The 21,202-nt window shown below is 48.5% G+C and carries 15 protein-coding genes, 2 pseudogenes and 1 riboswitch; of the genes and pseudogenes, 3 read left to right on the top strand and 14 right to left on the bottom strand.

What is annotated here, in order from left to right; all coding sequences use genetic code 11:
- Positions 1-24: 24 nt before the first annotated feature.
- Positions 25-183: riboswitch (cyclic di-AMP (ydaO/yuaA leader) on the bottom strand.
- 248 nt (positions 184-431) lie between these two features.
- Positions 432-2,132: a CPBP family intramembrane glutamic endopeptidase gene (locus AZ66_RS02265; RefSeq protein WP_044353411.1), complete on the top strand. Its 1,701-nt coding sequence runs from the start codon at positions 432-434 to the stop codon at positions 2,130-2,132.
- A 175-nt stretch (positions 2,133-2,307) separates the two neighbouring features.
- Here AZ66_RS02265 and AZ66_RS02255 read toward each other — a convergent pair whose 3' ends face one another.
- The 10 genes and pseudogenes from AZ66_RS02255 to AZ66_RS02215 all read right to left on the bottom strand — a co-directional run bounded on the left by AZ66_RS02255 (position 2,308) and on the right by AZ66_RS02215 (position 14,378).
- Complete coding sequence (locus tag AZ66_RS02255) at positions 2,308-3,579, bottom strand: ABC transporter substrate-binding protein (protein WP_044353409.1); 1,272 nt, start codon at positions 3,577-3,579, stop codon at positions 2,308-2,310.
- Between the two features lie 138 nt (positions 3,580-3,717).
- Entirely contained in the window at positions 3,718-4,644 is a 927-nt protein-coding gene (locus tag AZ66_RS02250; protein ID WP_331436877.1) for an AraC family transcriptional regulator, read from the bottom strand.
- A gap of 20 nt (positions 4,645-4,664) precedes the next feature.
- A complete protein-coding gene (locus AZ66_RS33495; RefSeq protein ID WP_331436876.1) occupies positions 4,665-4,961 on the bottom strand; it encodes a response regulator in 297 nt (98 codons plus the stop codon).
- On the bottom strand, positions 4,942-6,696 hold the full coding sequence (locus AZ66_RS02245) for a cache domain-containing sensor histidine kinase (protein WP_231586700.1): 1,755 nt from the start codon (positions 6,694-6,696) through the stop codon (positions 4,942-4,944). Before AZ66_RS02245 ends, AZ66_RS33495 begins: the two co-directional genes overlap by 20 nt.
- A gap of 244 nt (positions 6,697-6,940) precedes the next feature.
- The gene (locus AZ66_RS02240) at positions 6,941-8,695 is read right to left on the bottom strand and encodes an amylo-alpha-1,6-glucosidase (protein ID WP_197081641.1); all 1,755 of its coding nucleotides are present in this window, start codon (positions 8,693-8,695) and stop codon (positions 6,941-6,943) included.
- A gap of 3 nt (positions 8,696-8,698) precedes the next feature.
- Positions 8,699-10,282 (bottom strand): aminomethyl-transferring glycine dehydrogenase subunit GcvPB, encoded by a 1,584-nt coding sequence (gene gcvPB, locus AZ66_RS02235; RefSeq protein WP_044353408.1) that lies wholly within the window; start codon positions 10,280-10,282, stop codon positions 8,699-8,701.
- Positions 10,283-10,288: 6 nt separating this feature from the next.
- Entirely contained in the window at positions 10,289-11,764 is a 1,476-nt protein-coding gene (gene gcvPA, locus AZ66_RS02230; protein ID WP_044353407.1) for an aminomethyl-transferring glycine dehydrogenase subunit GcvPA, read from the bottom strand.
- 37 nt (positions 11,765-11,801) lie between these two features.
- Complete coding sequence (locus tag AZ66_RS02225) at positions 11,802-12,590, bottom strand: SDR family NAD(P)-dependent oxidoreductase (protein ID WP_156159872.1); 789 nt, start codon at positions 12,588-12,590, stop codon at positions 11,802-11,804.
- Between the two features lie 40 nt (positions 12,591-12,630).
- Positions 12,631-13,442, bottom strand: a pseudogene (locus AZ66_RS02220) (carbohydrate ABC transporter permease).
- 16 nt (positions 13,443-13,458) lie between these two features.
- Positions 13,459-14,378 (bottom strand): annotated as a pseudogene (locus AZ66_RS02215) (carbohydrate ABC transporter permease).
- 402 nt (positions 14,379-14,780) lie between these two features.
- On the opposite strand from AZ66_RS02215, the gene AZ66_RS02210 reads away from it, so the two are divergent.
- Complete coding sequence (locus AZ66_RS02210; RefSeq protein WP_044353405.1) at positions 14,781-15,182, top strand: GNAT family N-acetyltransferase; 402 nt, start codon at positions 14,781-14,783, stop codon at positions 15,180-15,182.
- A gap of 149 nt (positions 15,183-15,331) precedes the next feature.
- Here AZ66_RS02210 and uvrC read toward each other — a convergent pair whose 3' ends face one another.
- Together uvrC and trxA are read right to left on the bottom strand one after the other, a co-directional pair.
- Positions 15,332-17,482, bottom strand: a complete 2,151-nt coding sequence (gene uvrC, locus AZ66_RS02205) for an excinuclease ABC subunit UvrC (RefSeq protein WP_052648344.1) — start codon at positions 17,480-17,482, stop codon at positions 15,332-15,334.
- Positions 17,483-17,671: 189 nt separating this feature from the next.
- Positions 17,672-17,992 carry a thioredoxin gene (gene trxA, locus AZ66_RS02200; protein WP_005551049.1) on the bottom strand — a complete coding sequence of 107 codons (321 nt, stop codon included), beginning with the start codon at positions 17,990-17,992 and terminating at the stop codon, positions 17,672-17,674.
- A 247-nt stretch (positions 17,993-18,239) separates the two neighbouring features.
- Here trxA and AZ66_RS31160 point away from each other — a divergent pair, with 247 nt between their 5' ends.
- On the top strand, positions 18,240-18,389 hold the full coding sequence (locus AZ66_RS31160) for a hypothetical protein (RefSeq protein WP_005551050.1): 150 nt from the start codon (positions 18,240-18,242) through the stop codon (positions 18,387-18,389).
- 158 nt (positions 18,390-18,547) lie between these two features.
- Here the strand turns inward: AZ66_RS31160 and dnaI are convergent, their stop codons facing one another.
- Both dnaI and AZ66_RS02190 read right to left on the bottom strand, forming a co-directional pair.
- A complete protein-coding gene (dnaI, locus tag AZ66_RS02195; protein ID WP_021258533.1) occupies positions 18,548-19,495 on the bottom strand; it encodes a primosomal protein DnaI in 948 nt (315 codons plus the stop codon).
- A 30-nt stretch (positions 19,496-19,525) separates the two neighbouring features.
- Complete coding sequence (locus AZ66_RS02190; RefSeq protein ID WP_044353404.1) at positions 19,526-21,040, bottom strand: DnaD domain protein; 1,515 nt, start codon at positions 21,038-21,040, stop codon at positions 19,526-19,528.
- Positions 21,041-21,202 lie beyond the last annotated feature (162 nt).

The following is a 21,202-nucleotide window of genomic DNA, read 5'->3' as shown; positions in this document are numbered from 1 at the left end:
ACTGGAAATCCAATGCTATCGCTGGTATCCTGACGTACATGCCTACGAGGTTAGCTGTCGGATTCGGGCACGTTCAGGCTGCCCTAATCGCAAGTGGATTCTATGCATCCACAACTGCGATATTCACCCCATTTATCGGGTCCCCCGCTTTCGTTCATTCACGAAACTCGGCTTGTATGCAATTCATAACGAGATTATATACGTTTCCCCTGCAGCATACAAAGTCAAGGAATGAACAAATTAACCAGAATAAGACGAAAAACTTGAATAAATAGCGCTTACAATCCCCTATTTTCTTCAATTGTATTCAAAACACTCATTATCGCTAGGTGTTTCTTCATTTTCTCTGCTGGACTTTACAAAGTTGAAGTGGATAAAATGAACAAATAAGCAACCATACGCTAAATGTGTGATGGAATGGAGGTTCCAACATGTCCTATGTATCCAAGCCGCTTCTTCTTTCTTCTATGGCCGGATTTCTATTATTCCTCATTGTTCAGGTATTCATTCCCTTTCAACAGACAGAAGCCATGATGGAATCAGCAGCCAGCCAATCCCTCTTAACCAAAGAAAAAGCAGCGCAAAAGGCACTCACATTTGTACAGGACTTGAAACAGTTCCATATTTCAATTACGCCTGAAGAAGCTACTGCACCAACCGTCATTTATCGCAGTCAATCAACGGTTTCCGGCTACATGAGCAAGGAGAAGCTGACCGCTTCATTTCAGAAATGGGAACCATCCAGCCCCTATGATACTTTTCAGGTATTATTGAATATGAATCGAGCTGGAAAATCCGGTGTCATGCGCATTGACGTTCACATGACAAGCGGTCGTATTATTGGATTCGAATGGGAGGAGAAGCCTCCTATCACCTCGAACTTAGACGGGGTGACGGGAAACCAGGTGGATATGGCGTCAGCAGAAAATGAGGAGACTGCCTTGGATCCAGTGAACCGTAAGAAGCTTGCTGATACACTTTTGAAACACATGGGATGGAATCCTGCCCAATTAAAACTCATTGATTCATCGTCAGAGCTAGACACGGTTGAGTATAACGTGCCTGAAGCACGACTAGGTGAAGCTGCATTGAATGTGAAGGCCGTCTTCTCCCAAGATCGTATTGTCATGCTGAAGCCCTTCTGGGTTATCCCGAACAGCTACCTAGCTGAAGAACTACATCAAACGAAGACCGCATCGTCCATTTACAATATCGGCTATATGTGGATGACGATCCTACTAAGTGCATGTTCACTGATCGCTTGCATCGTCTACCGTCATGGCCTGAAGTTCGGATCGAAGACATTGTTCGCTCTTACTGCCGTCTCATGCGGAATTTCTCTGCTGCATCTATGGAACGTGCTTCCGGGTCTCTTCGCTCTGGAACTCCGTACCCCTGTGGACGGGGTGAATATGGGGCTGTCCTTTGCCATTCAAGCCGCAATTACAGTAATTCAAGGCGTTATCCTCTACTTCTCTCTCCATGCAGGAAAGCGAGCATGGGAGTTGTCTGCGTACAGAGATGTACTGCCTACATGGAGTGACCGCGCATTTGGCGGCAAGCTCACACAAGCATTATGGATCGGAATCGCGTACACAGGCGTATTGCTCGGCATGCAAACAGTTGTATTTTTCATTTTGGAATCAGGGTTTCATGCGTGGTCATCGACCGATGCCTCACAATCACCGCTCAACCTGCGAATTGCACCACTGTTCCCTCTTCTAGCTTGGGTTGCAGCTATTTCGGAGGAAGGGATATATCGTTTGTTCGGGGTTGGACTGCTGAACCGATTGTTCCGCAACCCATGGTTAGCCGGGATTATCCCTACCCTTGTATGGGCGTTCGGACATGTCACCTATCCAATCTATCCGTACTACTCTCGGCCGGTAGAGCTCCTGTTTATCGGCATGTTCTTCCTGTTCATTATGCTGAAGCATAGCTGGTGGACGGCCATGTTCGCTCACCTTATGCTCGACAACTTCTTAATGTCCCTGTCATTCATGCTTGATGGAACAATAGTCGGTTTCCTAATCGGTCTTGTGTACCTCCTTTCTCCAATTGGGATTGTATATGCGCTTGCGAAGATTCATCGCAACCAAGATCACGCTAGAGCGATCACGACATGGACATAAACATCAACACCGTTGAATGCAATTTAATCCATTTGTTCGTACAGAAATAGAACGAGTACATGAGCATATCTCCATACCCTATCATTTTGAAAAGCCAAGGGCCGTTCATATCGAAGGACGCATGTACGTAATGCGCCTCATCGAAGGAACGGCCCCGTTTATTTCTCATTATTACTTATTTCTTCTCAATAAATTTTTTCGCTTCCTTCACTGCCGTATCTAGCGCTTTCTGTGCATCTTCACCCAGCATGACTGAATCAACTGCAGTAGACAGGTGACGATTCATCTGGTTCCAGTTGCTGTTGAGCAAGAAGGCTGGCGTGTTGTCGGAACGCTCCAGCATGCGATAGAACGGTGCGTACAGCTCGGATGTATCCAGCTTCATTCCTTGCACGACGCTCTTACGAATCGGCAGGTCAGCATCGCTCTTCATCTTAACAGCTTCTTCCGAAATAAAGAACTTCACGAACTCCCATGCCAGATCCTTCTGCTTCGATTGCTTCGCAATCGATACTGCACTTACCGAAATTACGCCTTTCACAGGCTTGCCAGGGAACGCTGGCATTTCAACAGTCCCGAAATCAACCTTCGCTTCCTTAAACCCGTCTAGTGGCCATACACCGCTCTCCCACATTCCGATTTTACCAGCTTTGAAGATGTCGTTACCGCCAAGCTGCGTTTTTCCTCCTACGAGGACTCCGTATCCGTCCTTCACCATATTCCCGAACATTTGAACAGCCGCTACCGTATCCGGCCCGTTCATAATGCCTTCAATCGTCTTGCCGTCTTCGCTGATGAAGCTGCCCCCATTACTCCAGATAAATCCTTGCAGATCATACGGGTCGTTCTCAGCACGGACACCGAATCCATACTGCTTCTTCGATTTATCTGTCAGCTTCGTTGCAATATCCTTGAAGTCATCCCATGTCCAGCCATCTTTCGGATATGGGACTCCCATTGCATCGAACACTTTCTTGTTGTAATACATAGCCCGTGTCGTGAAGCCCGCAGGCATACCATACGTCTTGCCATCTACCTTCACATAATTGAACAAGCCATCATATATATCGTCTAATTTCAGGCTTGCATCTTTCTCCGTAAAAGCATCCAGCGGCTCCAAGTTTGAATGGTATGTTGGGAAATCCCACATCAACATCACATCAGGCGGGTTGCTCGCACCGAACGATGCCGCCAGCTTCTGATCGAAGCCGTCTGCATAAGGTTCAATTTGTACTTTGACACCTTGATGGGATTTTTCGAACGCCTTCGCGATATTTTCTTGAACCTTCAGCTTCTCGCCAGTATCCCATGTTGCAAAACGCAAAACGGTCTGTTTCCCCTTGTCTCCTCCGGAGGAGGAACCTTGTTCTCCAGATCCTCCGCCACAGCCAGCAAGCATAAGTGCAAAGACCGTTAACAGAATAACCAATCTTGACGTTCTCTTCATTTTGCACATTCCCCCCAAATGATTGCATCTCAAGCATACCTTCACTTTAAAGACAATAAAGCGTTTTCAAAACGGCGAATTGTTCCGAATATGGGGTGATTTTGTTCGGTGGAAGGGCGTAATATCGTACGCTCTTCGTCATTTTTGAGCAACATGTTCTCCCTTTTGTCCGCTTCGGTATTGACTCGGTGTCATTCCACAGCAGCGCTTGAACCATTTGCTAACATATTTTCCATCCACCATACCGATCCGCTCCGCGATATCCTGCAGCGTCATCGTAGTATTCAGCAGCAAATCCTGTGCCGTCTTCAGCCGCATACGGTATAAGAAGGAGACAAAATTCTCTCCTGTTACCTTCTTGAATAAAGTACTGAAATGACTTCGACTCAATCCAACTCGATGTGCTACATCACTGACGGACCAAGGCTCACTCACATTCTCTGCTACCAAGAGCACCGATCGCATCACCGTTTCCGGCCATGAATTGACTCGCAGCTCAAATTTACGCTCCAACTCCGCCGCTCGGTGCAGCTCCTGAACCGCCTCCAGCCAGCCGTCCATGCCCTTTAACGGGCCACGACTGCTCCAATGCAGCTGCGGACAAGATGCTTTGCTCTCTTTCAACAGCCGTTCCACCTTCAGGCGAGCTGTAGGACGATAGAAATAGAAACATCGATCTACACCGCAGGGAATATAGGCGCACGGCCCTTCCGTTTCTTGCAGCAGCTTATCGCCAAGATACTTCCAGTACTCCCCTCCACGGTTGGATGACTTGATAGCAGCAGGGAGCGATTGCTCGGAACTGTCGAATATTTTGACCAATATAACCTCATGAGGTTCATTCAACCAAAACCATTGCGTCTCCCAGCGCAGCTTCAGCTCTCCTTGGAAGTTGTTGCGGAAACCGCATAACCAGGCATAGAACGCCGCATTCCACTGTGCATCCTCTTCGTTAGAATCTGCACTACGAACCGCTTGAGGAGGCTCCGAATTCCCCGCCAGCTCTTCCTCGAACTTTTGAAGATAATAAGCCAGTTCCTCATCTTCGAAGGCCGTTTTCAACAAATAGCCGGAAGCTCCAAGCATCATTCCCTTTGTGCATATTCGAAATCTCGATGACAGCTCAGCAGCAAGACCCGAGTATGCGGCGACTTTTCCTTCACTCGCTTGGCGAGTTCAATTCCATCCATCTCCGGCATCACGATATCTGTAATGACAACCTCCGGCTCATGGAGAAGGAATGCTTCCCATGCCTTCTGACCATTTGGGGCATCGGCTACGACTACCATGTTGAATCTGCTCCAATTTACCGTTGCCATCAAGCCTCTGCGAACAATGCTCTCATCATCCGCGATCAGCACTTTAATAGGGTTGTCTGTCATTGGATTCTTCCTCCTTTTTGGGCCAGCGTATCGCAATCGTTGTACCGCTTCCTAACTGGGATTCGATGCTTAATCCATACTCGGAACCAAAGTGCAGCTTGAACTTCTGATCCACATTGTACATCCCGAGACCATGTCTCTGATTGTGGTCTTTCGGAGCTTGCAGCAAGGAGATTCGACGCTCTTCGCTCATCCCTTTGCCATTGTCCGATAAGGTTAAGCGCAGCTCTGACCCAGTATCTACTAGGCGGAGTATTATTGTCCCATACCCATCCTCGAAGGCGTAGAAAAAGATATTCTCAAACAGCGGCTGTAAGCTCATACGCGGGATGACTGCTCCCAGCGCACTTGGAGCAATTTCAGACTCATATATAAATTCACCTTCATAACGAACCTGCTGGATTTGCAGAAAATGATCAATAAGCTCCAGCTCTTTCGATATCGGAACCAGTTCACGCGTCACGTCTAAGTTAGCTTCTAACACGATCGTTAAGTGTGCGATCATTTTCCTTATATCATCATTGCCCTGCAGCCTAGCCTTCCACTGTATGGAGTTCAACGTATTGAACAATAAATGGGGATTGATCTGATAATGAAATGCTCGCAATTCGGCTTCCTTCTTGAGCTGCTCCTTAGCCGCTATTTCCTTCACAAGCTCTTCGATCTGTCCGATCATCTTATTGAAGCTATTCGCAAGCGTCCCCAGCTCATCCTCATCCTGAACTTGGATTCGGGTCTTCAAGCGACCAGCTCCTGCGGAATTCATCGATTCCTTGATCCGCTTAATTCTGCCCGTTACACGAGTGGAGAACAAGTAGGCAAGCAGAAGAGCGAGAAAGCCTGACAAGCCTAAACCAAGTAAGGTATAAGACTTAATAACACTTGATGGCTGATTAAAATATTCATAAGGAAGTCTAGCTTCTATTGTCCAATCATTTATTTTCAAGTTCTGCTTCCACACGATATCATTTTCTTGCGCAGTATAATTGCTCGGGGAGTGATAGATCGTCTGACCACTTGCACTTTGCACCGTCACAATCGACTTCGTATCCTGTTCGAACATACGGAACAGTTCGATCAGCTTATCTGCCTTCATTTCAATAAGGATTTTGCTGTCCTGCAAGGGCCCTGTCTGATTACGGATCGGCACAACCAAGCCAAGCAGCTTCTGATCCGGTGTATCCTTCTCATCGCGATAATGCAGCGGAGGGTAGAATCCTGCCCAATACTCTCCTGCATGATCGGTAGGGATCCGCTTCCACCATGGCTGTTCAAACAGGACATCCACATTCAAGATACTGTCCCCGTAATAATAGCCGGATTTCGTAATAATGAAAATCCCTCGGTCATGCAGCCTTTTAAGCGCTTTCAGGAAATCTTCCATGTTGTTCTTGTCCTGCACCTGCGAATACGTCTTTGGAATCTCTGCATTGATGACGCTCTTATATGGATTAAGCAAATACGAATAAATATAACCAGCAATCATGCTCATCTGATTTAATTCCGTATCCAGCTGATACTGCAGCTGATTAACACTGTTCTGACCGTATTTGCCGAACTGCTCTTGCAGAAGGCGTGAGGATTGTTGATAAGATAGCACGCCCTGGATCATGAGCGGAAGCAGTGATGCTGCCAAGAAGAACAGCACGAGCTTTAAGCGAAGGCTTCGCCTCGGATTGGGCGGCATATTGGCCATCCATTGCTGTAGTCGATGTAAGACACCCGATTGTGTCACATGGGTTAATCCAGTAAGAGTTTCACGTGGCTCTGCGATAGGAATCATCCCCTGTTGCTTATTGGACTAGTCATGATGTGGATGAGCGTTGATGTATCAGAAGTGTATCATAACCAATTTTAATCTGACAATGGAGACGGAAGCACCGATTTGTCCTCATCAAGAAGCGATTAGGCGGGGAGATCTCAAAGAAACAAAACGGCTCCCTTACGCGCTAAGCGACAGGGAGCCTGTTCCACCTCGTCTATTGAGCTGGCTGCATTACATATTCATTCGCTAGAATGAGGAACACACTCGACGTCCACGTAAATGCCCGATCGCGAAGTCCGCACCCTGTCCGTGCATCGAAATTCTCTGCCATGCCGCTGCGAGCAGCCATGCGGCAGAATCGTGTCGCTGCTTCTTGCGCCACTCCCCGCTCCCCACTGCGCTGCAATCCGTCGATCAGCAGCATCATGACTGGAGCCCAGATAGGACCAAGCCAATAGCCGTCCGGTTCATAGAACGGACTGTTCAGGCTTTCTGTGGAGAATCCATTCGGACTGAAGAACCGCTCTTCATCGGCAACTGCCTTCACAAGCGCTTGGCGCACCGATTCTGGAAGACGATCACCTAGCAAGATCGGCATAAACGGAATCAAGCTGTCTCCTTCCGCCGGCTCATGTGTACCTGAACGAACCGCCTTGAACTGGCCGTCATGCCAGAAATGCTCCAGCATGCGTCCGAGCAGGCCATCCGCAGCATTGCGCCATTCCTGCGCCTCGTATGGCTTGCCCAATTGATCGGCAATCTCCGCAAGAACCTCGAATTGGATAGTTAAATAAGCAGATAAATCCGGACTCTCAATAGGTCCCACACTGCGGAAAATCGTGCTATTATCCCAGCCGCTGTCATTGCCATGATTGTACTGAGGTATCCCGTCCCGATCATCATCACGGCAATTCATCCACCATTTGCTCCACTGTGCAAGCGGTCCATAGATTTCACGTAAGCGATCGGCATGGCTGAACCACTTATTACGCTCCATCATCCAGCGCAGCGACCAGCCATGGATAGGAGGCTTGCAGCAATTCCACAAGACGTACTTGTCATTGACGAAGTCCGGAAGCTGACCAGATTCATCCTGCTTGTCGAACATGATCATGAACTGATCCCAAGCCAACTCTGGCTGATTCGCCGCGAGCGCCATTGCATTAAAGCAATGATCCCAGCTCCAAATGTTCGTCATCCAATTTTTCGACATGTACATCGCGGGACGAGACAAATGTCCGGCCTCAGGCACCACACAGGACCATGTGATATATGCAGCCAAGATGCGCGCCTCTTCCAACTCTTCCAAGGAAGCAGGCAGACTCTTATCGAGCCATACAGCAAATTCCTGCTCTACTCTAGCAAGAGCTTCGTCAAAGGAAACCAGCGACTCGAAAGGACGAATGGATGGCGGCTCTATCCGATACTCTTCAAGCATTAGCTCCGCTTCAGCTGCTTTGTCTTGATTATCCCCACCTGGGAAGCATTCCACCACCGCATATTTGCATCTGGAACGTTCCCATGGAGCATCGACCGTAAGCTTCCCTTGAAGCGAAGTCAACATAAAGCGCATTTCCGTAGTAAAATGATTCACCTCGTAACGTCCATCCTGACGTGGAAGCACATAATCATAAGTACCCGCAACTAATGTCAGACGGATTCCCGCTTCGCGCACACGTATCCGTATCGCTCCCGGCTCCGGCAGGCATAGTTCTGCTTTTCCTTGTCCGCCTTCTCCAATAAGGGTTAAGGAGGATGGCGCACTATGAACCGAATAAGGTACAACCTCGCCACCAGCTACCAGCTCTAGGCGGAATACTGCACCGCTCGTCTCGTCACCACCACGAACGGTACGCAAAAACAAGCCTTCCTCTCGCTTGCCATACTGCGGCAAATGCGATACCGTCAGAAAAGATCCAAATCGGCTAAATGGGATATGCTGAATATCAAATGTAATCATTGCCGACATCCTTTACTCCTTTTCTGGCAGGCCATTCGCCTGTCCCGTCTTCTTCAAGTAAGCTCGCCATGTAATGCACCATTCAGCCGGATCATCCAGCGATTCCTCGATATTCCGATGTACCGTGCTGCGATGTGGTGCTGACTTGACGATCTCCGGTACGCTGCGAGCTTCTTCTGCGATATGGGCTAACGCTTGAATATATTCATCCAAGTCATCCTTGGAGTATGATTCCGTTGGCTCCAAGGTGAATGGCTGCGGTACAATATAAGGATGATGACTCGTCCAGTAATGTAAGCCGAAATCACACATTCTGCGCTGAATGTCTTCGGTCGTTACTCCTGTCTCACGCGTCAGCTGCTCCCAGCTATAGCGTACCTGCTCAAGCCGTCCCCCTTTGACATATGGAGCGCTTGCGCCAGAAATCTGTAATATTTTATGGTACAAATAGTTATTGTTCAATACCGCAATTTCCGCAACATCCCGCAGTCCTCTTGCCCCCAAGCTGCGGATCCAAGCATACGCCCGAACAATCGTCTGCGCAACACCATGGAAGCTTCTGACCTTGCCAATGCTCAGCTCTTGATTCGAGCGCAGCAGGAATTGATCGCCAACACCCTCAACAATTGGGCCTGGCAAAAATGGCTTTAGCTGCTCCGTAACGCCCAGAGCGCCTGCCGCAGGGCCGCCGCACATATGAGGCGCCGCGAACGTCTTGTGCAGATTGAAGAAGCACATATCGAATCCCGCTTCCTTCGCACGAGCAATGCCAAGAAGGCCGTTCGCGTTAGCTTGGTCGTAATAGCAAATGCCCCCTGCCGCATGTACAATGTCCGTGAACTCTTTAATGCGTGAATTAAAGATCCCTGTATCTTCAGGATTCGCTACCACGAAGCCTGCTGTTCGATTCGATACCACCTGCTTGAGCTTCTCAATATCCGGGAATCCATCCTCGTCCGGATGTAGGGTAATGATCTTATATCCCTTCACCGCTGCGGTTGCTGCTTGAGAAGGATGAGAGAAGATCGTTGTAATAATCTCATCGCGCTGCCTGCCTTCTCCATTCGCCTCATGATACGCACGTACGATGGAGGCCATTGCGAACAATGCTTGTGTTCCGCTTCCAGGCTGGAAGGAGAAGGCGTCCATGCCCGAAATCTCACGCATTGCCTCATCCAGTCGATAGGTGATTTCCAGCATTCCCTGTACCGTGCTTACATCCTGCAACGGATGCAGCTCCGTCAGCTGCGGATTGCGAACGAGCAGTTCATTGACGCGCGGAATATATTTCATCGTGCAGGTTCCCTGACCGATTTCTACATTTAGATCGCTGCCGAGTGTCTCCTGCGACAAGCGCAAGTAATGCCGAAGCACCTTGGCCTGACCGATCTCAGGCAGCTGCGGCGCTTTGGCTCGCTGCATCGAGGCTGGAATGCCTGATACGACGTCACCAACAGCTTCGACAAGCTCCTGCTCCGCTTCTGGAACGAGAACGCCCCGTTCTCCTTCTCGATGCAGTTCAAATATTACCGGTTCATCCCATTTCGCTTGATGAAATTGTCTAACTGTACGATCCTTCCGGACGATTGTTTGCATCGCTTGTCACACCCCCTCTGCCATATTCACTGTCTCCGAACTCCCTGCTGCAGCTACTCCTGCAAGCAAGCCATTGTCCTGCTCAGCATCCGCACTTAACACAGCTCGAAGCTCTTCCACCAATTGATCGATCTGTTCCTTCGACATGACCTCAGTGACACAGAATAACGCGCTCTGTCCAAGTTCAGGGAACGTACCGGACAAATCCAGACCGCCAAAGATGTTCTTGGTAAGCAAGTATTCATTGATCTCACACACCGTTTGGCCTGTTGCGGTAAAGTCAATGACGAACTCCTTGAAGAAGGAATTTGCATAACGCAGATTTACGCCAGGCAATGCGTTCAATGCATTCGCTGCATAGTGGGATTTCTGCATAATTGTCTCGCCAACTTCGCGCATGCCATGTGGGCCAAGCAAGGCCAAATATACGCCTGCCGTAATCCCCCATAGTGCCGTCTGTGTACCTACTGACTCCTTGCCCTGCTCGCGCTGTGCGAAGGAGGTACGTTCATAGGCAACGTCACCGAAGCCATACTCGCCTTCTACAACGGTCGGCACGATGCCGAACAGGCGGGATGGGTATTCCATGACGAACCGCTCGTCATCATGAGTTGCGATAAAGCCAGACTGGCCACCGCCATAGTTCATACGAATACCGAGCGGCTGCAAATCGCCACATACGATATCCGCGCCATAGCCGCTTGGCGGCGTCAGAACCCCAAGTGATATCGGATCAACGCCTACTACGCTGATGGCCCCATATTCATGAGCTAAGCGGCTAATTTCCTCGCCTTGCTGCTCAATAACGCCGAAATAATTCGGATTTTCTATATAGACAGCTGCCGTCTGATCAGACAGCTTGCTCTTCAGATCGTTCAAATCCAGAAGCCCGCTATCCGACTCGGCTTGAACTGTGATGACTCGGATTTGTGGATGCAAATAGTTTTCAATAATCATGCGCTTATCAGGGCAGAGAATCTCCGGCACGAGCACCTCTGTACGCCCTGTCATTCGGGCAGCCATCCGAAGTGCGGTAGAAGCAGCCTGCGGCCAATCGAATGTTGGTACGTTGACGACATCCATATCAACTAGTTCAGCGACAAGACTCTGGTATTCGAACAAGGCCTGGAATCGTCCATGATCCTCGTAAGGCTCTCCCGCGTAGGCTGTCACGAATTCCGACCGTTGATTGATCTCATCGCATACAGCAGGCACGAAATGCTGCCAGCAGCCTCCACCCAAGAAGCTAGTTGCCTGCGAAGTACTCACATTCGCCGCAAGCAGTCGTTCAATATGACGCTTCAGCTCATACTCATTCAATGCTGACGGCATCTCCATCTCTGATTGCATCCGCAAATGCTTCGGAATATCCCGATACAGTTCGTCGATATTCGCAATGCCGATCTCCTGCATCATCTGAGCTTTGACTTCCGGAACCGTGTTCGGAATATAAGGGTGCACATTCGATTGACGTTCCTTCATGACCTACGTTCTCTCCCTTCATAATTCGGATCAAGTGTTACGCCAGTCCTCCGCCATCCACAACCAATACACTACCGCTAACCCACTGGGACAGATCACTAGCCAAGAACAGCACGGCATTCGCAATATCCTGCGGTGTGCCGATTCTCTCCAAAGGTCTTCCTACCGCAGAGGAAGCAAGGAATGCTCCTTCTTCAACAGCCAGCTGTACCGCCTCTTCACGCAGCAGCGGCGTATCTGTATCGCCCGGACATACGCAGTTGACACGAATATTGTCCTTGCCGAAGTCGATTGCCATCGCCTTGGTCAAGTTCACCACCCCAGCCTTCGCAGCACAATACGCAGCAGCTTGGTCGCCCCCCTTCAGGCCCCATCCAGAGCCCGTATTAATGATGCTTCCGCCTCCTCCAGCAGCCATTACCGGAATCGCGTATTTAGACAGCAGGTATGCACCCTTCAGGGACACGTCTATGACCAAATCCCAATCCTGCTCCTCCAGTTCAACAACTGTCTTGCGGCGAATGACGCCTGCATTATTAAACAGAATATCAATGCCTCCATACCATTCCTGCGTCATGCGAACTGCACGCTCACAGTCTTCGGCCTTCGTTACATTGCAGGACACAAACTGCGCTTCTCCTCCAGCATTCCGAATCTCTTCGACTGTCTCCTGTCCTTGCTTCTCCCCAATATCAGCGATGACTACATTTGCACCGAAACGCGCCAAGCATTGTGCTGTAGCACGTCCGATACCGGATGCTCCTCCTGTAATGATCGCTGTCTTGCCTTTCAGGCCAAATAGATCTATATCTATCTGCTGCGTCATATTCATAATCCCTCCGTTATCTGCGTTATGTGTCAAGTTGTTAGCCCTTCATGCCTGTTGTTGCAATTCCCGTTACGATATAACGCTGTGCTGCGAAGAAGATCGCAAGCGGCGGCAAGCAAATCATGCTTGTTACGGCCATGATCGCATCCATCTTCACCTCATACATCCCTTTGAACTGAGACAAGCCCAGCGTCAGCGTGTATTTGCTCTGATCGTTCAAGAAAATGAGCGGACCCAAATAGTCGTTCCATGTGCCGAGGAAGTTGAACACCGCAACCAGAATCAATGCTGGAGCCATGAGCGGCACAATGAGACGTATGAATGATTGCAGCGGATTTGCGCCATCGATGCGGGCTGCTTCCTCTAGTTCCGGCGGAATCGTCATAATGAACTGACGAAGCAGGAAAATATAGAATGCTGAGCCGAAGAAAGAAGGAACAATCAACGGCTTCAACGTATTGATCCAACCAAGCGCATTAAACTCCATATACAGCGGAATCATCGTCACTTCCCAAGGAATCATCATGGATGCTAGCAAAATAATGAATAATACTTTGCTTCCCTTGAACCGGAATCTGGCGAATCCATAAGCAACCAGTGCTGAGGATACAACCTGACCAATAAGTGACATAACCGATACAATCAATGAATTTTGTAAGAACACGTCAAACGGCTGTGAATTCCATGCCTTCGCAAAGTTGCCGAAATTCAAGGTGCTCGGAATCCATTGCGGTGGGAACAAGAATAATTCTTCGGGCGACTTCAATGATGTTGAGAGCATCCAATAGAAGGGCGCCAAGAACAACACGGTAAAAAGATGAGCAGTACGTAAGTTATTATTTTTTTCATCAGAATCTCTCCCTCCTCAGCCTTTGCCGCCCTTCATTTCACCTTCGTAATACACCCATGCCGACGATGAGCGGAACACGAGCATCGTCAGAACAAGCACAATCGCGAACATGAACCATGCGTTCGCAGAAGCGTAGCCCATCTTGGAATATTTGAAGGCATTTTCGTACATATACATCGCATAGAAATACGTGGAATTGAGCGGGCCTCCACCCGTCAACACTAATGCGAGCGTCAATTGTTGGAACGCAGAAATAATCGTTGTAATCAAGTTAAATAAGATGGTCGGGCTAAGCATAGGCAGCGTAATCCGGAAAAATTGCGATACCGTCCCTGCACCATCAATGGCAGATGCCTCATACAGCTCACGAGGGATGTTCTTCAACCCTGCCAAGAAAATGAGCATCATGGAACCCTGTCCCCACAGGCTGGCGAACACCATCGCTACGAGAGACCATTTCGGGTCGTTCAGCCAGTTCGGCCCATCTACCCCAATCAGCGATAAGGCATAGTTCAAAATTCCATATTCTCCGTCATACACCCACGACCAAATCATCGCCAGCGCAACACCGGAAATAACGGAAGGTACATAGAATGCTGTACGAAAAAATCCACTGCCTCGCACGTTGCGGTTCAGCAGTATCGCAAGTCCAAGCGCAATTAGAATGTTAACGGGCACAAATATAATGGCGAACTTAACCGTAACCGTCAGTGATGTCCAGAATAAGGGATCATCCGTGAACATGTTAATAAAGTTATCCAAGCCGACAAACGTCTTCTCCCCAACAATTGGCCAATCAAAGAAGCTGATAATGAAAGAAAAATAAGTGGACCGAGGGTGAATGCGAGAAAGCCAATTATCCATGGCATAATGAATAAGTAAGGCACGGCTGAATGCATGCGAAGCGAAAACGATCGTTTTTTTCTCATTTCCATAGGGGCTTCGTTCCTTTCTTTGTTGTTCGTAATCATAGGTTGCAGTGCAACAGGCGCTGCCGTACGATAATGTTATAGACTGGATGATCGGCTCTTTCTATAGCACAGCCCTAATTGATGGGGCACCTCGTAGGTATCATTGTAGATGAGATGTAAGCGTTTTTACACGGAAGGCTGTTTCTCATTGGGGGGGACTTTGTTTGAACATCCTCTCGATCATCTAGGTGTGGGGGTGTATTTGTTTGCAATGTGACGTCATTTTGTTCGATTGCAAGAAGATTGATAGGAGGAAGATCAACTCACCCATGTTTCACTATCAAAAAGATCACACTTGATTACTCGCGGTAAATGTGCGGGGAGTATGTCGTTTAGCTAAGTTGAGAAAGGGGTTGTAGATGTACTATGGAAATTCGATATGAATCGGAACTTCCCACAGCAGAGGAGATATATGAGTTGTATGAACATCTTCAATGGAACATTTATTTGGGGTTATCACAAGAAAAGCTGTTGGAGGCGATGCAGCAGAGCTACTTTGCTATCTACGCCTATCATGAGGATCAGTTGATCGGTACGGGAAGAATCATATCTGATGGGGTAATAAATGCGTACTTGTGTGGGCTGGGCGTTCATCCAGACTATCGAGGCCAAGGTATTGGAACTGCAATCAGTCGGTTGCTGATGGAGCAGTGCAGCAATCATAACCTGCATCTTCAATTTTTCTGTGAAGAAGAACTCATTTCATACTATGAAAGGTTAGGCTTTACCGTATTTGCCGTGGGGATGAAGCCAGCGGAGACGAGATAATGCGGCAGTTTTCTGCTTCATTCGAAGAGCCTTCTACAAAAAAACATGACTGAGGAAGCCAGTGAGCCAGGGCCTCAGTCATGATGCATACTTCTTATATCGTCGATCTTTTTAGAGCATTCAGCACATACCATCGAGGCTAATTAGCGCTATTGTTCGGAATCATGCTCACGCTCGCTTCCATCCGGCTGATCCTCTGAATCTAGGAGTCCATCAGGTGCCAGCTGAGCACTATCTGATCGCAAAGCATCCAGAATCGTTTGAGCAAGTTTCTCTCCGATCCCTGCCTCGCGCAATTGTTCGATCGAAGCCTCGCGAATCTTCTTTAATGATCCGAAATGCTTCAACAGATGCTTGCGCCGCTTCTCGCCTATACCTGGAATTGAATCGAGCGCTGACGCGACCATAGACTTCGCACGCCGCTCCCGATGGAATGAGATTGCGAAGCGGTGAACTTCCTCCTGAATGCGCTGCAGCATATAGAATTCTTGGCTGTCTCGTCCAAATGCCACCATTTCAGGCGGATCGCCGGCCATTAATTGCGCTGTCTTATGCTTATTGTCCTTCACGAGACCGCACACTGGTATCGTCAAGCCAAGCTCGTTCTCCAGCACATCAAGGGCAGCGGACATCTGGCCTTTTCCTCCGTCCACAATAATCAGATCAGGCATGTCGAGCTGTTCTTTCAAGACCCGCTCATACCGTCTGCGGATGACCTCGCGCATCGTTTCATAATCATCCGGCCCTTGCACCGTGCGTACCTTGTACTTCCGGTATTCTTTCTTCGCGGGCTTGCCGTCGATGAAGACCACCATAGCCGATACCGGGTCTGAGCCTTGAATATTCGAGTTATCAAAAGCCTCAATACGGCGGGCATTGTCGATGCCAAGCGCTTCTCCGAGTCGTTCAGCAGCACGCAACGTACGATCCTCATTCCGTTCCTGCATCTTAAACTTCTCATCGAGCGCAACACGCGCATTTTCCATCGCCATCGATATCATCTGCTTCTTCAGCCCGCGCTTCGGAATGTGCACTTTGACATTCAGCCACTGCTGAAGCTCCTCAGCACCCGCTATACTGCCATCTGTGCCGCTATCCGCTTCCTCATCGATAGACTCCGCCTGCATAGGTTCATGCTCATTCTGAATTGCAGCATCTTGCGCATTCTCACCGGCATCAGAGTCTAAGCTGCCCGAGTCCTTCTCTCCTCCATCTTCCTCGCGAGAGAATAGTCCAAGGCGATCCGAATCAGGGAGCAGTATTTCCTTCGGCAGCGCAGGGTTCTCACTATAATATTGGGTAACGAACGACATGAAGTCTGCATAAGGTTCCCCATAGAATGGGAATTTGGTTGCATGCCGTTCGATCATTTTGCCTTGTCGAACATATAAAATTTGAACGCACATCCAGCCTTTGTCTACGGCAAAGCCAAATACGTCGCGATCAAGCTGATCAGACGTATTAATGTTCTGCTTCTCCATAATGGCACGAATCGCGATCAACTGATCCCGATATTCCTTAGCACGCTCGAATTGCATCTCTTCAGCAGCTTCTTCCATCTTCCGCTGCAGTTCCTTCTTAATCTCCTCATGTCCACCGCTTAAGAACTTCGCGATCTCCTGCACCATCTCTTCATACTGTGCCTCTGTTACCTCGTATACACAAGGCGCAAGGCATTGTCCAATATGGTGGTACAAGCACACTCGATCCGGCAATGTATTGCACTTGCGTAGCGGATATAAGCGATCAAGCAGCTTCTTCGTCTGCGTTGCAGCGAAGGAGTTCGGGTATGGGCCGAAATACTTCGCTTTGTCCTTCAGCACACGACGTGTAACCTCAAGCCGTGGATGGCGCTCATTCGTAATTTTAATATATGGGAACGTCTTATCATCCTTGAGCAGCACATTATATCTAGGATGATGCTGCTTAATTAGATTACATTCCAAAATGAGGGCTTCCATGTTACTGGTAGTGACGATATATTCAAAGTCGCGAATTTCCGAGACCAGCCGCTGCGTCTTGCCATCATGGCTGCCATTGAAGTAAGAACGCACTCGGTTCTTCAACACTTTGGCCTTACCGACATAAATAATGGTTCCCTCATGATTCTTCATAAGATAGCATCCCGGCGAATCAGGAAGCAGAGCCAGTTTATTGCGTATTCGTTCCAATGCCTGTTCCCGTTCTGCAAGCTCCTCTGGAGACAGCTCCTGCTGCTCGTCCGTTGAATAACGTTCGTTCCAACGCTCCTTCCAGCGAACTGCCCGCCAATTGGATTGATTGTTGTCTATTTCGCTCATCGTCCTCCCCCTTTCTTCTATAATACGAATATATGATCCTATTGTATACGAGCGGAGACATAAGAAAAAGCCCTCCCACAACGGGAAGGGCTGGCAATCTATAGCTTGCGCTTCGACACATCAAGCTCATTCAAGCTGTTCCGCAACAGAACAGACCTTCTATAGGTTGTCCTCTGTGGACAAACTCGATTATTGATGCTTGCTGATCAAGTTCTTCAATGCATCCTTGGAGTTCAAGCCTACAACCTTATCAACAGGTTGGCCGTCCTTGAACACGATGATTGTAGGGATGCTCATTACGCCAAAGCGAGATGCGGATTCAGGATTCTCATCCACGTTCACTTTTGCAACAGTCGCTTGACCGTTTACTTCGCTTTCCAATTCATCAAGAATAGGAGCAAGCATTTTACAAGGGCCGCACCATGGCGCCCAAAAATCGACCAATACAACGCCTTGCTGACCTTCAACTTCAGTCTTGAACGTTTGGTCGGATACGTTAACGATAGCCATATTTGGTTCCTCCTTTATGTGAGAAGCTTACAATTTGAGTCAACATGTAAAGTATACCACAGTTCAAGGTTTTATGTGAAATGTGCACCTCATTTTTGCATCCAATTTGTCACATCCTAAGAGAGCGCTGTCTTTACAGTAACGACGCAGTTCGGTATACTAAAAACGATAAGAAATTGGGTGAAAATACCTGTCGTTGCCATGACATACGTCATTGCATCAGACATGTAAGATAGGAGGCCCCTTGATGGAAGCGAGAGCAATTGATCCGCGTGAGCATGTGAACGAGGAACCGCGCAACGATTTCTCCGATCTGATGTTCGGGTTCGGTGCAATGGCCGGATTTATGACGGTTGTCTTCTTCGGCATGGTTATCGTGAAGTTCATCATCTCCTAACCCTGGCTACGGTGCGTTCCCTTCATGGAACGCACCACAGTGGTATCCACAGCTCGTGAAATAAGCCCGGCTCGCACTAGATGCGACCGGGCTTTATTGTAATTTGTATGGAGCCACTGAAACAAAGCTCGTATACAACACTCATTGGATTATCGTCTTTACTTTCCACGCTTGTTCCGACCTTGTACGTGCACCTCTTTGACAAATGGAGCAATCCGATTCATCAGTCGCTCGGCCTTATGGACATCCTCACCTTCACGCGTGAAGCTAAAGTGCTTCTGCAAGGCTTCCATATCATAATTCGACGTATAGAACGTAGGCTTGCGGTTCATCCGATAATTCAAGATCGAGCCAAGCACATGATCCCGAACCCATGGCGTTATATTCTCAGCACCAATATCATCGAACACGAGCAGATCAGTTTCCTTCATCATCTCAATGGTCTCCCGCAGCCTTTGCGGCTCCTGGAACATCGACTTGAGCTCTTCCACGAACTCAGGCATATATACGATAACCCCCGTATAGTTGGCACGGGCAAGCTCATACAATACATAGCTCATCAAGAAGGTCTTGCCGGTTCCGAACGATCCTACGAGATATAATCCCTCTGGCATTAAGCCTTCGCTCTTCGTCTTCTCAATATATTCAATGATGCTTAAAACAGCAGGCGTCCGTTCAATATCATTCTCCAGTATTTCAGATGCCGAATACCCCCGCTTCAATGCAGTCTCGTCCACATAGAAGGAGCGTACTCGATTATGAATCGCCTGCTGGCGTTCACTTGCCAGCAGCTTCTTGCAGGGCACCTTCCGATCATAGATATAATTGTGCCCATTCAAGTTGTCAGCGCTCAACATCGTGTAATGGCCATGGAAGTCATTTGGGCATTGATCCAAGCCCGGACAATGGGAACAATGATCATATTCCGTTACATACTGATACAGCTTGTTCATATTGATGCGAAGGTCGCGTTCCGTCAGCTCTGGATATTTGGAGCGAAATTGCATGACCTGCGGATCAGTAAGCAGCTTTTCAATTTTTTGTTCCGCATGAGCTCTGCGGGCATTAACCGGCAATTGCTTCAATATATCTCCGATTGATTCCATACTTCGCACCTCCATTCTGATATAGCTTTATTATACGCGCCCTTCGTCCAAACGTCGCGCTAACTCACGTGCGCGCTCCAACTCCTCGGGTGACAATCCTGATCCAGCTCCCGCTCCACTAGGCTGCACGACCGGAATCGAAGGCTTGGCGGCTTTGTTATTATAACGATTGCGCGAACGAGGCTGTCTGCTTGCATCTGCACGAGAGGCTTGTGTTCGGCCTGCTCCATTCACCTGCGTCTGCTCACGCGTATACGTAACTGCTTGTTCATACGTACGAATCTGCTTGACCAGCATATTGGACACAATCGCCTCAACGAAGTTCCGGTTCAATCTGTGCTCCGATCCGCTTACCAGCATCGTCATCAAATAATGAATAAGAACATTGATAACCTCATCAGGCATCTTATAATTCAAGTCCATCTTGGTAAACATATCAAGGAATGAGTCCGGAACAGCACCCGGGAAGAACTTCTCAAGCAGCTGCGTATACGGGGTATTGCGAAGCAGCATATTGTATTGATGAATATCGCATTTATCACGGAATTGCGGCGGCACTTCTACATAGAATTCCATTTGCACCGCGACTTCCTCTTCATGTTCTTCCTTCACTTGCTCCTTCTGCTCAATCCGATGCTGCACTCGCTCGCGATGTTCGCTTCTTCGCTTGTTCTGACGGAAGTGAAGGTGGGCTCGGTGCTGAAGTTCCTCCAGTGCAACTATCCCATCCTGCGAGAAGACACCGTCTTCATCCAGCAAGCGGCACAGCTCCTGCAGAGTCAGCTCGAACTTGCGGACAACGTAATTAATTGTGCCCATACTTTCTTTATTGTATCGAAGTTGTTCTACGAACTTCCGATTAAAGGATTGCTTCGGGAACCGCATAATAATATCTGCATAATTGATGTCAACGGATTCTGGATCGGAATCTGAAATTGTTGTTCGGCTCGGGGCTACTTCTTGAAGCGCCTGTTCCAGCTCGAAATCAATGACATGCGTATTTAATCGGAACAGCTCATAGAAAGGAACGGATATGTTCTCCCGCTGCATATTGGAGGCGACTCCTTCATAGGGATCATCCGTCGTAAACTGCTGGCGCAAGGATAGCACCGCATATTTGCCGACCTTATCCCGCAAGAGAAGAGTCAAATGCTGCGTCTCGAAAAATTCCTTCGGAGACAGCGGACACTGCATCTCATACTCATACATACAATCATCCATATCAGGCAGCATCACTCTTGACGTGTTCAACAAACCTACAGCTTCAAGCTTGGAGGCTTGCTCTATGAAATAAGTACGCCCCTTCTCACTTGGCTCCAATCCAAGAAGCAGGAACAACCGGCGCTGCGCATCTATAGCGGAATATCCCGTCTTGTCCAATGCTACATGCTGGCAGAGAAGCTGATACATGCCGATCGCAAATGCCCCCACCATTGGCTGATACACATGGGACAGCATCTTCTGATCCAACTCGCTTAAGCTAAATTCCCGGTAGGTCACATAACGATGATGTTCTGTAAAATGGTGCATATTCGACATCCGCATCGTCGTATCTTTCTCTCCTTCCGCTCTTATCAGTCCACCTATTGTAACATAAATGGGGTTCGCTCGTCCGACAAAATCGTGGTAAAAAAGACACGCTATACCGATCGCAAACAGCATCAAAAAAAGCGCAGAGAGCAATTTATATGCTCATCTGCGCAAGTC

Source organism: Paenibacillus sp. E194 (assembly GCF_000935845.1).
Classification (GTDB): domain Bacteria; phylum Bacillota; class Bacilli; order Paenibacillales; family Paenibacillaceae; genus Paenibacillus_B; species Paenibacillus_B alvei_B.
The sequence above is the reverse complement of the archived record's forward strand: the minus strand, read 5'-3'. Positions and strand labels throughout refer to the sequence as shown.

Bases quoted from the DNA above. Each gene is read 5' to 3' on its own strand.
- AZ66_RS02265 (WP_044353411.1), top strand. From the start codon at position 432: ATGTCCTATGTATCCAAGCCGCTTCTTCTTTCTTCTATGGCCGGATTT.
- AZ66_RS02255 (WP_044353409.1), bottom strand. From the start codon at position 3,579: ATGAAGAGAACGTCAAGATTGGTTATTCTGTTAACGGTCTTTGCACTT.
- AZ66_RS33495 (WP_331436876.1), bottom strand. From the start codon at position 4,961: ATGACAGACAACCCTATTAAAGTGCTGATCGCGGATGATGAGAGCATT.
- AZ66_RS02240 (WP_197081641.1), bottom strand. From the start codon at position 8,695: ATGTCGGCAATGATTACATTTGATATTCAGCATATCCCATTTAGCCGA.
- gcvPB (WP_044353408.1), bottom strand. From the start codon at position 10,282: ATGCAAACAATCGTCCGGAAGGATCGTACAGTTAGACAATTTCATCAA.
- gcvPA (WP_044353407.1), bottom strand. From the start codon at position 11,764: ATGAAGGAACGTCAATCGAATGTGCACCCTTATATTCCGAACACGGTT.
- AZ66_RS02225 (WP_156159872.1), bottom strand. From the start codon at position 12,590: ATGACGCAGCAGATAGATATAGATCTATTTGGCCTGAAAGGCAAGACA.
- AZ66_RS02210 (WP_044353405.1), top strand. From the start codon at position 14,781: ATGGAAATTCGATATGAATCGGAACTTCCCACAGCAGAGGAGATATAT.
- uvrC (WP_052648344.1), bottom strand. From the start codon at position 17,482: ATGAGCGAAATAGACAACAATCAATCCAATTGGCGGGCAGTTCGCTGG.
- trxA (WP_005551049.1), bottom strand. From the start codon at position 17,992: ATGGCTATCGTTAACGTATCCGACCAAACGTTCAAGACTGAAGTTGAA.
- AZ66_RS31160 (WP_005551050.1), top strand. From the start codon at position 18,240: ATGGAAGCGAGAGCAATTGATCCGCGTGAGCATGTGAACGAGGAACCG.
- dnaI (WP_021258533.1), bottom strand. From the start codon at position 19,495: ATGGAATCAATCGGAGATATATTGAAGCAATTGCCGGTTAATGCCCGC.
- AZ66_RS02190 (WP_044353404.1), bottom strand. From the start codon at position 21,040: ATGCGGATGTCGAATATGCACCATTTTACAGAACATCATCGTTATGTG.